Here is a 13,542-nt window from a genome sequence, read left to right as displayed (position 1 = left end):
TGGAGGCTAGCTCTCCACCGCTACTCAGGTCTACCTCTTGACGGGCTATTCTCTCATGCCCTACCAATGGAGAACGTTCTACACGAAGACTACCCAACATGAACAGGAGGGCGGGCGTGAGAGCACCATCCCGTCTGCTCGGCGCGGCACTCGGCGCCGTCCTCGCCCTGTCACTCTCCGGCTGCGGATCCTCCGCCCCGGAGGGGACCGGTCAGGTGAAGCTGACCCTCTGGCACAACAGCGCGGACCCGGCGCCGCTGCTGGAGATGTACAAGAAGTTCGAGAAGCAGTCCGGCCACAAGATCGAGCTCGTGTCGATCCCGTCCGACGGCTTCGAGGACACCACCCAGACCAAGTGGGCCACCGGCGAACGCCCGGACATCCTGGAGTACCACGCCACGGTGAGCGGCCTGCTCGCCCTCAACCCGGCCCAGAACCTGCGCGAGCTGACCGGCGAGTCGTACATCGCCAGGTCCGGCGACCTCTACCAGGCCGCCGGATCCGTCAACGGCAAGGTCTACGCCGCCATCACCGGCTTCCCCCAGGTCTTCGGCCTCTACTACAACAAGACGGTCTTCACCAAGGCCGGGCTGATCCCGCCCACGAACTTCGCCGAGCTCGCCGCCGCCTGCCCCAAGCTCAAGGCCGCCGGGGTCACACCGGTCTTCGAGTCGGGCGGGTCGATCTGGCCGGTGCAGATCCTGCCCATCCTCTACCTGGCGGGCGCCAACCAGTCCAACGCGTACGGCAAGGCCATCGCCGGCCACAGCAGCACGCTGGCCGACGCGGGCTCCCCCTTCGTCTCCGGCCTGACCGCCTACGCCAAGCTGAAGAGCGACGGCTGCTTCAACAAGGACATCGTCACCGCCAAGTTCGAGGACTCCATGAAAGCCCTCGTGACCGGCAAGGCCGCCATGGTCGCCCAGCACTCCGACATGCTCCCGGCCCTCCTCGCGGCCGCGGGCGGCGACCAGAAGACCGTCGACGAGTCCGTCGGCTTCGTCGGCCTGTCGAGCGACAAGCCGCTCGTCACCTACGCGCCCGGCCCGATCGGAACGTTCTACCTGCCGAAGACCGGTGACGCGGCACGGGAGAAGGCCTCGCTCGACTTCGTGCGCTTCATGACCGGCCCGGCCTACGCCGAGTACATCACCGCGTCCAAGACCTTCCCCGTCCTCAAGGACGTGCCCGACCCGCAGGGCGTCTCGTCCGTGCTGCGGGACGTCAAGAAGGCCTACGACACCGGCGCGGTCATCGCCTTCAACTCCGACATCCCCGGCATGGGCGGGCTGGCCCAGCTCATGTCCGAGCTGATCGCCGGGCAGAAGGATCCGCAGAAGGCGGCGGCCCAGCTCCAGGGCCAGGTCGAGCAGGCGGCCAAGGCGGCAGGGCTGCCCGGATGGTGATGCGGAACCGGGCGGCCTGGCTGCCGTGGGCACTGCCCGCGATCGTGCTGGTCACGGTCTTCTTCGTCGCCCCGTTCCTGCTCAACGTCCGGTTCGCGTTCTCCTCCTGGACGAGCTTCCGCGCCGAGATCACCTGGAACGGGCTGGACAACGTCCGCACGCTGATCGACCAGGACCTGCTGGCCAACGCGGTCACCGTGACCGTGCTGTACGCGATCCTCTGCATGGCGATCCAGAACACGGTCAGCCTCTCGCTGGCCCTGGCCCTGCAGCGGACCAGCCGGATCAACACCGTCTTCCGCTCGGCGTTCTTCCTGCCGACGCTCATCTCGCCGCTGGCCGCCGGATACATCTGGCGCGGGCTGCTCGCCCCCGACGGGGCGGTCAACTCCTTCCTCGGCCTGGAGTGGGCGTGGCTGGGCGAACCGGCCACCGCGCTGGTGGTGGTCGCGTTCATCGACGCGTGGAAGTGGAGCGGGCTGATCACCCTCGTCTACATCGCGGGACTCAACTCCATCCCGAAGTCGCTGCTGGAGTCGGCGACCGTCGACGGGGCCGGGCCGTGGACCCGGTTCCGGCGGGTGGTGTTCCCGATGCTCGCCCCGGCGCTGACCTTCAACGTGGCGGTCACGCTGGTGGGCGCGCTCAGCGCGTACGACGTGATCGCCGCCACCACCGGCGGCGGGCCCGGCGACCACACGCGGGCGCTGAACGTGGTGATGCGCCAGCAGTGGGGGCAGGGCTTCTTCGGCTCGGCCAGCGCGCTGGGGTTCACGGTGACGTTGCTGGTGATCGCCACCGCCGTTCCCCTGGTGTGGTGGCTGCGGCGCAGGGAGGTGACGGGATGAAGGCTTTCGTGAAGTACGCGGCGCTGACGCTCTTCGCCATCCCGTGGGTGATCGTGCCCATCTGGCTCGTGGTCGTCAACTCGTTCAAACCCGCGGGCGAGGCCGCCGAGCTGGGCCTCGGCCTGCCCAGGACGTGGGCGATCGCCGAGAACTACGGCGTCGTGCTCGACCGGGGCGGCTACCTGATGGGACTGCTCAACAGCCTCAAGGTGACCGTGCCGATCGTGGTGGCCGTGGTGCTCCTGGGCGCGGCGGCGGCGTGGGCGTTCGGGCGCAGCCGGTCGCGGTGGCTGCAGGCGGCGTACTTCGTGATGGGATTGTCGATCCTTCTGCCGCCGTCGATCATCCCGACCGTCTACCTGCTGCGCGCGCTGTCGCTGGACGGCGGTTCGCTCGGCTACGTGCTGACGATGACCGGCTGCCGCCTGGGCATCGTGATCTTCCTGGCGACCGGGTTCGTGCGGGCGTTCCCCCGCGACCTGGAGGACGCCGCCGCCATCGACGGCGCCTCGCGCCCGCAGGTCTTCGTCCGCGTCCTGCTGCCTTTGCTGCGCCCCGTGCTGTTCGTCGGCGGCGTGATCCTGATCATCAACGTCTGGAACGACTTCTTCTTCGCCCTCTTCCTGCTCCAGGGCAGCGCGAACGCCACGCTGCCGCTGAGCCTGTTCCAGTTCGCCTCCGGCACCTTGCAGAGCCTGAACTGGAACCTCGTCTTCGCCCACGTCCTGCTCACCACGCTGCCTCTCGTGGCGGTGTACGTCGTCGCGCAGAAGCGCGTCCTGGCCGGTCTTACGGAAGGTGCACTCAAGGGATGACCACTCACGACTTCGCGCTCGACTGGGTCAGGCGCGAGATCAAGGCGGGGCGGCTGCCGTGCGCGGTGTTCGGCGCCGCCACCTCCGGCGGGATCCAGGTGCTGGAGGCGTTCGGGGAGCACGACGGGCGCCCGACCAGGACCGACGACCACTTCGCGTTGTTCTCGGTGACCAAGCCGCTGATGGGGCTGGTCGCCCTGCGCCAGGTCGAGCGCGGGCTGCTGTCGCTGCGCCGCCCGCTGCGCGACGTGCTGCCGCGCTTCGCCCGGCCCGACGTGACGCTCTGGCATCTGCTCACCCACACCAGCGGCATCGCCGAGCAGACGCTCACGCCCGACAGCCTGGTGGAGCACCTCCTCACCGCGCCGTCGATGTTCGAGGCGGGCACGCTCAGCCAGTACTCCAACCTGGCCTTCGCCGGGATCGCGGAGATGGTCCGCGACGTCACGGGCCGCGACGTGGCAGACGTGATCGACTCCGACCTGAACACGCTGGTTCCGGGCGGCGGGCGGATCACGTTCGATCCCGCGTGCGATCCGGCCGAGGTCCACGGCCTCGAGTTGCTCGGGCCCGGCTTCGACTTCGACGCGTTCGTACGGCTCCGCCACCCCGCGGGAGCCTTGTTCTCCCGCGCCGAGGACCTCCTGGCGCTGGGCGGGGCGCTGCTGCGCGGCGACCGCGAGCTGATCCACCCGACCACGCTGGCCGCCATGACGACCCCGCAGACGACGGGCCTGGTCAAGCTGCAGCCCGACCCGGTCAACGCCGGCCAGGACTGGGGCCTCACCTGGAACCTGCGCAACGCGGCCCCCGGCCTGCTGGAGCGGCGGCTGTACGGGCACGGCGGCGCCTCCGGCTGCCAGTGGTGGATGTACCCGGAGCAGGACGCCTGCTTCGTGCTGCTGATCAACGTGATGGCGCCGAGCCTGTCCGGCGTCGACGTCGACGGCCTGCACAACGCCTTCACCACCGGGCTCGATGCGTGAACCGGGATTCGGGGGTCCAGGTCTCGGGCGCGCAGACGCCCTACATCCGTCCGGCTCCGCCCGGAGCGCGGGCGGGCCTGACGTGTGGTCTGGCGGATCCGGTGGGCGTGGACGAGCCCAGGCTGTCATGGGACGCCCGGCTGCCCGCGGCGGCCGCCGTCACCGTGTCCGCGGACGGGCGTGAGGTGTGGCGGTCGTCCGTGCCCGCCGGGTCGAACGTCGTGGACGTGCCGGGTGAGCGGCTGGATCCGCTCATGCCGTACACGTGGAGTGTGGAAGGACACGCGACCGGCGCGTTCACCACGGGCCTGCGGGGAGAGTGGACCGCTCCGTGGCTGGCCGGAGACCCGCGGGCGGCGGTGAGCCTGCGCGGGTCCTTCACCTGGCGGTCCGGGCGCGCGTGGCTGGCCGCCACCGCGCTGGGCCTCTACCGGGCGCTGCTCAACGGGATACGGCTGGGCGAGGAGGAACTGGCCCCCGGCTGGACCGACTACGGGCACCGGACGCGCTATCGGCTGCTGGAACTCACGGATCTGCTCGTACCCGGTGAGAACGAGCTGGAGCTGTGGCTCGCGCCCGGCTGGTACGCGGGTCACGTGGCCGGCGGCGGCCCGCGCCGCTACGGCGACCGGCCCGCCGCCAGCGCCCAGGTGCTGGTGCGGGACTCCGGCGGGGTCCGCCGCGTGGCCGCCACGGACGCCACCTGGACCGTGCGTGATCTCGGCCGTCCACGTGCCGACCTGGTGATGGGCGAGACCGTCCAGGCCCCTTCCGCGCAGGCGGGACCCGCCGTGGAGATCCCCGCCCCGGAGATCGTGGTGGAGGCCGACCCCGCTCCCCCGGTGCGGGTGACGGGCACGGTGCCCGCCGTGTCCGTGACCGAGCCCGTGCCGGGCGTCCAGGTGGCCGACTTCGGGCGCAACGTCGTCGGGCGGGTACGGCTGCGCGTCGACGCGCCCGGCCCGGTACGGATCGTGGTGCGGCACGGGGAGGAGCTGACCGCGACCGGGCGGCTCTACACCGACAACCTGCGCACCGCGGACCAGCGTGACGAGTTCGTCCTCGGCCCCGGCTCGCACGTCGCGGAGCCCGCGTTCACCCTGCACGGGTTCCGCTACGCGGAGGTCACCGGCTGGCCGGGCACGCTGACGCCGGACGACCTGGAGGCGGTGCTGCTGTCCTCGGCTCTGGCCGTCACCGGCTCGCTGACCGTGAGCGATCCCGCCGTACGGCAGCTGGTCGCCAACATCGGCGCGTCGGCGGACGGCAACCTGGTGAGCGTGCCGACCGACTGCCCGCAGCGCGACGAGCGGGCCGGCTGGACGGCCGACATCTCGGTGTTCGGCTCGACGCTCAGCTTCCTGCGGCACACGCAGGCGTTCCTGTCCGGCTGGGTGACGACGCTGATCGACGGGCAGCGGGCCGACGGCGCGGTCCCGCATGTCGCGCCGGTCCTGCCCGAGTACGGCTACGACTCTCCCGTATGGTCCGACGCCCTGGTCGAGGTGCCGTGGCTGCTGTGGCGGCGCTACGGCGACGACCGTACGCTGCGCCGCGCGTACGACCCGATGCGGCGCTGGGCCGACTACTGCCTGGCCCAGGCCGAGGGGGGCATCAGGCCGGGCCGGGCCCTGGGCGACTGGCTGGCCCCCGGCACGGTCGAGACGCCCAAGAGCCTCATCGCCACCGCCGCACTCGCCCGCAGTCTCCGCCTGGTCGCGCACGTGGCCGACGTGCTCGGCGAACCGCACGCGCCGGAGTACGGCGAGGCCTTCACCCGCGTGTCGGGCGCCTTCCAGCAGGCCTTCCTCAACGGACCGAGGCTGCACACCGAGACGCAGACCGGCTACGCCGTCGCCCTCGCCTGGGACCTGGTCCCGCCCGAGGACCGGGCCGCGTCGGCGCAGGCGCTGGGCGAACTGGTCCGCGCCGACGGGCACCGGCTCATGACGGGCTTCGTCGGCACTCCGCTGCTGCTGCCCGTGCTGTCGGAGACCGGCCACCACGACCTGGCGTGCCGGATCTTCAACCAGGAGGGCTACCCGTCCTGGCGCTACCAGCTCCGCGCCGGGGCGACGTCCATGTGGGAGCGCTGGGACGCCTGGCACCACCGGCACGGCCTGCAGACGCCGGCCATGAACTCCTTCAACCACTACGCCTACGGCTGCGTGGGCGACTGGCTGTTCCGGCACGTGGCGGGCCTGGGCGACGACCCGCGCGGGACGGGTGGCGGCTTCGGCGAACTGCTGCTGCGTCCCGGCCCCGTCCCGCTGCTGCGCCAGGCGCACGCCCGCTACGCGAGCGCGTCGGGGACCGTCGAGTCGGGCTGGCGGGCCGGGCCCGACGGGGTCCAGTTCACCTTCGATGTGCCGGAGGGCGTGAGCGCCCGCGCGGTGCTGCCCGTGCGGGGCGCCTGGGACGGGATGACCGTCAACGGCACCTTCCTCATGGGCCTCAGCGAGCAGTTGCCGACCACCAGGCTGGCCGACGGGGGCTGCGCCCTGAACCTGCCGCCGGGCCGCTGGTCGTTCACGGCCCCCGCGGCGGCCACGGCCCACCTGCTCCAGGAATGGGACGACCTGGGCCGGTGAGGGGTGGCGCGTCCGCCTGAAGTTCGGCGACCACCAACCAGAGTTGTGGCCTCCGCCGCGACGTGCCCGAAGCTTTCGGTGTAGCTGGTCGCGCGGGCTCCGTCCCGCGTTCCGTTCATCCTGTTCCATCGCATGGCTCGGCCAGAAGTGCGTCACCTGTCACGGAGAGGGTGTGGATCAGGTGCACCGTACGGGCGCGTTGTGGAACCACGATTTCCGGGCACTGTGGCTCGCCCAGGCCGTGTCCGGTCTGGGGAGCACAGCGTCCGGTTTCGCGCTGCCGCTGCTGGTCATCACGGATGGGCGCTCGGCCACCGCGGCCGGTGTGCTGATGGCGGTCATCGTGGTGGCCACCATGGCGGCCCGGTTGCCCGCGGGGTTCGTCGCGGACCGCTACGACCGCCGCGTCCTGATGGTCGGCTCCGACGTGGCGCGCGCGGCGATCATGGGCGCCTTCGCGCTCGTCGTGGTCGCGGGCGGCGGCGACCTGGTCCTGTTCGCCGTGATGATGGCGGTGATCAGCGCGTTGTCCAGCCTGTTCACCGGTGCGGCGGCGGCCGCGCTGCGCCGGGCCGTACCCGATGAGGATCTTCCGACCGCGGGCGCCTTCATGCAGGGCAGGCTGGCGGTCGTCACCCTGGCGGGGCCGCCGCTCGGCGGGCTGCTCTTCGCGCTGTGGCCGGCCGCGCCGTTCCTGCTGGACGCCGTGGCGTGCCTGGCGTCGGCGGTGTTCGTGTCCCGGCTGCGCACTCCGCAGCGCATAGCTCCGCGACGGCGGCCCCGCCTGCGTCCGGGCGAGGTCGTGGCCGGACTGGTCTTCCTGGTGCGCGAGCCCTTCCTGCGTCCGGCGGTGATCATCGCGGCCACCCTGAACCTCGCGTTCAGCGGCGTGTACGTGGCGGTGGTCACGGCCACCGCCGCGGCGGGCGTCTCCTCGGTGATGATCGGGATCGTGGTCGCGGTGCCGGGTCTGGGGGCGCTGGCGGGAGCGGTGGTGGCCGCCCACGTGCAGAAGCGGATGCCGCCCGGCCGCGTTCTGCTCGGGGTGAGCTGGCTGTCGGGCATGTTGATCGCGTTGCTGGCGACCACGCTGAATCCCGTGCTGATCGCGGTCCTGCTCGCTTTGAGCAGCGCGCTGGCGCCGGTCGCGGTGGTCGTCGCCGGTTCGGCGCAGGCCCTGCGCACCCCTGACCATCTGCAGGGACGGGCCCAGAACGCGTGGGCGCTGGTGGCCGGCTCGGTGGCCCCGCTGGGGCTGTTCGCCGCGGGCGCGCTGGTGGACGCGGGTGGCCACGCCCTGCCGTTCCTGGTCCTCGGGGGGACGGTCGCCGCGCTGGCGCTGGTGCTCACCGGCTCGCGCGCCCTGCGCGGCGCCGGCCCGCTCGTGACGATGAAGCCCGAGGTGAGCCGATGAGTTCCGTGCTCGACGCCGACCTGCTGTCGCCCGGGGTCCTGGCCGACCCGTACGCGTTCTATGCCGGGCTGCGTGAACGGGAGCCGGTCCATTGGAGCGAGCGCATGGGCTGCTGGCTGATCAGCCGCCACGCCGACTGCGTGGCGATCCTGCGGGAGCCGGAACGCTTCACCGCCGATCCGGCCGCGGCGGGCTACGCGATGGACGAGGCGCTGGCGAGCGTGCAGAACCTCGATCCGCCCCGGCATGGCCCGCTCAGGAACCTGCTGATGACGGCGTACCGGACGCAGAACCACGAGGCGCTCGCCCGCGAGCTGACGCGACGGGCGGACCGCCTGGCCGGCCGCCTCATGACATCGACACGGCCGGACCTGATCGGCGACTTCCTCGCGCCGCTGGCGATGAGCGCGGTCGGCGAACTGCTGGGGGTGCCCGAAGGCGACCTGGCCGAGCTCGGCGCCATCGCGGAGGCCGTGGCGTACAGCATGGACACCCACCTCGACGCGGAGCGCGCGCGGGCGGCGGCGCGGGCGCGCGGCGAGCTGAGCGACCTGGTGGGCAGGCTGCTCGACGGCGCCCGCCCGGACGCGCCCGGACTGCTGGGCGCCCTCAGCCGCGATCCCGCCCCCGCCGGGGTGATGCCTTCGTGGGTACGGCACAGCGTCCGGATATTTCTGTCAGCCGGATACACCTCCAGCTACGCCACCGCCGCGAACGCCTTCGTCGCCCTGCAGGAGGCCGGCGTCCATCCGGCACGGGCACTCGACGGGACGGCGTTGAACGAGCTGCTGCGCTACGCCGGACCCGTACACGGGCTGGCGCGGATCTGCGCCCGCGACGGCGAGGTCGGCGGGCGCGTCGTACGCCGCGGTGAGATCGTCCTGCTCCTGCTGGCCGCCGCCAACCGCGACCCCGCCCGCTTCGAGCGCCCGGAAGAGCTGATGCTGGATCGCGCGCAGAACCCGCACCTGGCACTCGGCTGGGGCCCGCACGCCTGCCTGGGTTCGCTCACCGCCAAGGCCACGCTCTCGGCGGCGCTGGACACCGCGGCCCGCCGGTTGCCGTCGCTGCGGCTGGAGACGCCGGTGCGCTACCGGCCGCAGGCGACCGTGCGCTGCCCGGAACGGCTTGTCGTCACCCCGACGGGAGCGGTGTCATGATCGAGCAGTTCACCCGGTACGCGCTGTTCTCCCAGGCCGATGAGACCTTCTACGAGGCACCCGAGCATCTGGACGACGACGACGACCGGTTCGCTCAGGCCGACCGTCCGCCACCCGGCTGGCAGTTGTCGCACAGCGGACTGTGGGTGGAGCTGTTCCCGGGCGGCGAGCCGCTGCCCGACCAGGGGTGGAAGGTCCACGTCTCGGCCACGCTCGCCGACGCGCACACGACGGTGGAAGAGGTCTTCGACTACTGCGTGCGCCGCCGGCTGGCGTTCAAGTTCCTGCGCGGCCGCCGTGCGCTGCACCTGACCAACGCCAAGTACGCGCCCCGTTCGTCCAGCGGCAAACTGATTACCGTCTACCCGCCGGCGGCCGAGCTCCGGCGAACCCTGGAAGAGCTGTCGGCTCTGCTGCGCGACCGGCGCGGCCCGTACATCCTGACCGACCTGCGCTGGGACGAGGCGCCGGTGTTCGTCCGGTACGGGGGGTTCCGGCAGCGCCACTGCGTCGGCGCCGACGGCCGGACCGTCCCGGCTGTCGAGGATCCCGGCGGCCGGCTGGTGCCCGACTCCCGTGAGCCGTGCTTCCGCCCGCCGTCCTGGGCTCCGGTGCCCGGGTTCCTCACCAGCCGCATGGCGGAGCGGGACGCCGGACGCCAGGACGACTTCCCCTACGAGGTCGACCAGGCATTGCATCACTCCAACGGCGGAGGCGTCTACGTCGGCCGGGATCGCCGCACCGGCACGCGGGTGCTGCTGAAGGAGGCGCGCCCGCTCGCGGGCCTGGACGGCGGCGGCGCGGACGCCGTCACCCGGCTCCAGCGTGAGCACGACACCCTGCGCCGTCTCGCGCCACTGGGGTTCGTCCCCGCCGTGTACGACTATCGCACGTGGTGGGAGCACCACTTCCTGATCATGGAGTACATCCCCGGCAAGTCCCTGTACACCACCTTCAACCTCCGCTTTCCCGGCATCAAGCCCAGGGGCCACGCGCCCGGCGGGGCCCGTTCATACACGGTCTGGGCGCTGGAGCAGGCCCGGCGGGTGGAGGACATGCTGCGAGAAGTGCACGAGGCCGGGATCGTCTACGGCGACCTGCACCCGCACAACATCATCGTCCGGGCCGGCTCCGGCCTGGCGTTCGTCGACTTCGAAGCGGCCTTCCCCGTGGGCGAGACCCAGGCGGCGGTGATGGGCGCGCCGGGCTTCGCGGCCCCGCCGTACCTGCGCGGGCCCGACATCGACCGGCACGCGTTCGGGCGGCTGCTGCTGTGGTTGTTCGCGCCGCTGACCATGCTGCTCGACCGCGACCCCGGCAAGCTGGAACAGCTCCTGGACGTCGCCACGAGCACGTTCCCCCTGCCTGAGGGCTTCGCGGAGCGCGTCCGCGATCATCTGCCGGCGTCGGACGGCCGTAGCGTGGCAGCGTCCCCGCCGGTCGCGGACCCGCCCGGCTGGGACGCCGTCCAGGCGTCCGTCGCCCGGGGCATCCTCGCCAGTGCCACACCCGGCCGCGACGACCGGCTCTATCCCGGCGACCCCGAGCAGTTCCACGACGGCGGCATCGGGCTGGCGCACGGCGCGGCCGGTGTGGTGCACGCCTTGCACGCATGCGGCGTCGCCGTACCGGATGATCATCTTGACTGGCTGACCCGGCGCGCGCTGCGCCTCGAACACCCTCGCCCCGGTCTCTACGACGGCCTGCACGGCGCCGCCTGGACCCTGCACCGGCTGGGCCGTCACCACGACGCGCGACGCGTGCTCGACCGCGCCCTCCGGCTGCCCATGACGACGCGTCATCTGTACGGCGGGCTCGCCGGAGCCATCCTGTCCCTGGTGTACTTCGCCGAGGAGGGCGGCGAACGCGAACTGCTCGGCCACGCGCTCGCCGCGGCCGAACAGCTGGCCGGCACCTCCGCGCGGCCCGCTGTCCCCGGTCTCATGCACGGCGGCGCCGGTGAGGCCATGACGTTCGCGCGCCTGTACGAGGTGACCGGCGACGCCGCCTGGCTCGACCCGGCGGCCGCGGCCATCCGCCGTGACCTGTCGTCCTGCGAGCGCGACGGCGCCGGAGCCCTCCAGATGAACCACGACGGCCGGCTCCTGCCCTACCTGGCCGGCGGCAGCGCGGGCCTCGCCGTCGCCGTGAACCGGTTGCTGCGTCACCGCGCCGACGAGGAACTGGCTCAGGCCGGGCACGACCTGCGCCGCGCCTGCGACGTGCCGATGACCACGCACGCGGGCCTGTTCACCGGCCGGGCCGGCATCATCCACGCTCAGCGTGCCACCGGGGACGGCGAGGCCGATCCCGCCGGTCTCCTCTGGCACGCGTCCGCCTGGGAGGGCCATCTCGCCTTTCCCGGAGACCAGCTTTTGCGACTGTCCATGGACCTGGCCACGGGGTCGGCCGGCGTGCTGCTCGTCCTGCCCGCCGCCACGCCCCGCGAGGTCCTCCCCCTGCTCGGGCCGGTCACCACAGCGACCGGTCCGCTCCCTGCCCACGCGTGAAGGAGGTGAACAACATGGCCCAGGTCCTCGAACTGCAGACCCTGACGACGGAAGCCACCTCGGTCGAGGTGGTGTTCAGTTCGTTGAGCATCCTCGCGTACTGCCACTAGAACGCGCTCACGGGCGGGCAACGTCCCGGGGTTGTCCGCCCCGCACCACCGCGAGCCCGGCCGCCACGCAGACCAGCGGGATGGCCGGGACGACGTAGCGCACGTCGAAGCCGGCGGTGAAGAGCGGGGCCAGAATGAGCGCGGTGGCCGCGAGCGCGGGCAGCAGAGCGTCGTGGCGGCGCCGTATCAGCGCCGTGGCCAGGGCGCCGGCGAGCAGCACGAGCAGCAGCGGGATCGGCAGGTAGCCGAAACGCTGGTAGGCGCGGAGCAGGCCGGCGTACGGCTCGGCGATGCGCGGCCGGAGCGGTTCGCCCTCGTAGGCGGCGGCCGCGCCGTCCTTGAGCGGCCGCGGCTCGAAGGGGAACCAGTACGGGTTGGTCTTCCTGACGGCGACGCTTCTGTCGGTGGTGCGTTCCCAGCGCAGCAGCCAGCGCATGTCCCTGCCGACCGCGGCGAGGTAGTCGCCGGGCTGGGCGGCGAGGGCCGTACGGGCGAACTGGCCGGCCAGGGCGTTCCTGTCCTCGCCCGGCACCTTGTACAGGGGCGACGCCGGCTGCCACAGCCAGAACGGCGCCGCCGGTCGCTCGCCGACGGGCTGGTCGGGGCACAGGACCGCCAGCCGAGGCTCGGGCTTGATCACCGAGCAGTCGGCGAAGCTCATCGTGCGCGACCACAGGAAGATGCCCTCGGACTTGGTGAGCCCGAAGGTGCCGCTCGTGGCCGCCATCCAGCAGGCGTAGGCGAGGAGCGGCGCGCCGGCCGCGAGCAGGTGGGGGATGAGGGCCTGCCGGCCGCGCCACAGCAGGTAGGCGGCGGTGAGGAGCAGGACGACCGCGCCGATCGTCCTGGTGAGCGTGGCCAGCGCGAGCAGCAGCCCGGCGCAGGCCCCCGACACGGGCGTGATCCGGCGCAGCAGGAGCACGATCCCGCCCGTGGCCAGCACGGTGAACAGGGCGTCCGCCATGATCATGTGCTCCAGCAGGATCAGGAACTCGTCGTACAGCACGGGCGTGACCGCGAGCGTCGCGCCCCAGCCGGGCAGGCCGTGCCGGCGCAGCAGCGCGTACGCCGCCACCGCCAGGCCCAGGCCGAGCAGGTGCTGGACGGTCGTCACCAGCGCCAGGCTCTGCCCCGGGCCGAGCACGGCCAGGAATAAGGAGTATCCGAGCGGCCGGAACGTTCCAGGGACGGGTTCGGCCGCGGACCTGAGATAGGTGAAGGAGTCTGCCCAGAAGAACAGGGCGGGCGGGTAGCCGTGGATCGCCAGTCCCCGTAGGGCGATGGCGGACACCAGCACCGCCAGAAACGGGATATGTCTGGACATGGGCAGCAGCAAGCTCGGCACGAGGCTCCTCGGGGGTGCCGGAGTAAGCCTTCCGGCGGACTCCAGGGCGGCATGGCGGCTGCCGACGGGGCGAGCGTTCACGGGCGGCCGCGATCGGCCCTCTTCCGGTACGGCTCGCCGACGTCTTCAGCCGGGTGCGACTTGCGTAACTCCAGGTCAGTTCTACCTCAGACAAACCTGGAGTCACAACCCTCAAGGGAACATAGTTTCGAAAAGGCTGCCTGATATCGGCCTTAAGGTCGATACAGAATTGGCCGCGGGCTCAGGACCAGCTGGGCGCGAGGAAGATCAGCCAGGTGAGCAGGGGTGCGATGACGATCATGCTGAATCCCCAGCGCATGAGGCCGCGGAAGACGT

General features: G+C 72.0%; 9 protein-coding genes. 8 read left to right on the top strand and 1 reads right to left on the bottom strand.

What is annotated here, in order from left to right; genetic code table 11:
• The first annotated feature begins 116 nt into the window (after positions 1-116).
• The 8 genes from ACIBHY_RS51330 to lanKC all read left to right on the top strand — a co-directional run bounded on the left by ACIBHY_RS51330 (position 117) and on the right by lanKC (position 11,730).
• Positions 117-1,406, top strand: coding sequence for an ABC transporter substrate-binding protein (locus tag ACIBHY_RS51330; protein ID WP_397310636.1), 1,290 nt, complete (start codon positions 117-119; stop codon positions 1,404-1,406).
• Positions 1,400-2,254: a carbohydrate ABC transporter permease gene (locus ACIBHY_RS51325; RefSeq protein WP_397258956.1), complete on the top strand. Its 855-nt coding sequence runs from the start codon at positions 1,400-1,402 to the stop codon at positions 2,252-2,254. Before ACIBHY_RS51330 ends, ACIBHY_RS51325 begins: the two co-directional genes overlap by 7 nt.
• Positions 2,251-3,069, top strand: a complete 819-nt coding sequence (locus tag ACIBHY_RS51320) for a carbohydrate ABC transporter permease (protein ID WP_397258958.1) — start codon at positions 2,251-2,253, stop codon at positions 3,067-3,069. The genes ACIBHY_RS51325 and ACIBHY_RS51320 overlap by 4 nt, the downstream gene beginning before the upstream one ends.
• On the top strand, positions 3,066-4,055 hold the full coding sequence (locus ACIBHY_RS51315; protein WP_397310635.1) for a serine hydrolase domain-containing protein: 990 nt from the start codon (positions 3,066-3,068) through the stop codon (positions 4,053-4,055). The genes ACIBHY_RS51320 and ACIBHY_RS51315 overlap by 4 nt, the downstream gene beginning before the upstream one ends.
• A complete protein-coding gene (locus ACIBHY_RS51310) occupies positions 4,052-6,646 on the top strand; it encodes a family 78 glycoside hydrolase catalytic domain (RefSeq protein WP_397310634.1) in 2,595 nt (864 codons plus the stop codon). Before ACIBHY_RS51315 ends, ACIBHY_RS51310 begins: the two co-directional genes overlap by 4 nt.
• 172 nt (positions 6,647-6,818) lie before the next feature.
• Positions 6,819-8,060: an MFS transporter gene (locus ACIBHY_RS51305; RefSeq protein ID WP_397310633.1), complete on the top strand. Its 1,242-nt coding sequence runs from the start codon at positions 6,819-6,821 to the stop codon at positions 8,058-8,060.
• Entirely contained in the window at positions 8,057-9,220 is a 1,164-nt protein-coding gene (locus ACIBHY_RS51300) for a cytochrome P450 (RefSeq protein WP_397310632.1), read from the top strand. Before ACIBHY_RS51305 ends, ACIBHY_RS51300 begins: the two co-directional genes overlap by 4 nt.
• Positions 9,217-11,730: a class III lanthionine synthetase LanKC gene (gene lanKC / locus ACIBHY_RS51295; RefSeq protein ID WP_397310631.1), complete on the top strand. Its 2,514-nt coding sequence runs from the start codon at positions 9,217-9,219 to the stop codon at positions 11,728-11,730. Before ACIBHY_RS51300 ends, lanKC begins: the two co-directional genes overlap by 4 nt.
• Positions 11,731-11,847: 117 nt before the next feature.
• Here the strand turns inward: lanKC and ACIBHY_RS51290 are convergent, their stop codons facing one another.
• Entirely contained in the window at positions 11,848-13,185 is a 1,338-nt protein-coding gene (locus ACIBHY_RS51290) for a hypothetical protein (protein WP_397310630.1), read from the bottom strand.
• Positions 13,186-13,542: the final 357 nt, after the last annotated feature.

This window comes from Nonomuraea sp. NPDC050547, from assembly GCF_044457345.1.
In the GTDB taxonomy this organism is placed as follows: Bacteria; Actinomycetota; Actinomycetes; order Streptosporangiales; family Streptosporangiaceae; genus Nonomuraea.
The sequence above is the reverse complement of the archived record's forward strand: the minus strand, read 5'-3'. Positions and strand labels throughout refer to the sequence as shown.

Bases quoted from the DNA above. Each gene is read 5' to 3' on its own strand.
- ACIBHY_RS51300 (WP_397310632.1), top strand. From the start codon at position 8,057: ATGAGTTCCGTGCTCGACGCCGACCTGCTGTCGCCCGGGGTCCTGGCC.
- ACIBHY_RS51315 (WP_397310635.1), top strand. From the start codon at position 3,066: ATGACCACTCACGACTTCGCGCTCGACTGGGTCAGGCGCGAGATCAAG.
- lanKC (WP_397310631.1), top strand. From the start codon at position 9,217: ATGATCGAGCAGTTCACCCGGTACGCGCTGTTCTCCCAGGCCGATGAG.
- ACIBHY_RS51320 (WP_397258958.1), top strand. From the start codon at position 2,251: ATGAAGGCTTTCGTGAAGTACGCGGCGCTGACGCTCTTCGCCATCCCG.
- ACIBHY_RS51325 (WP_397258956.1), top strand. From the start codon at position 1,400: ATGGTGATGCGGAACCGGGCGGCCTGGCTGCCGTGGGCACTGCCCGCG.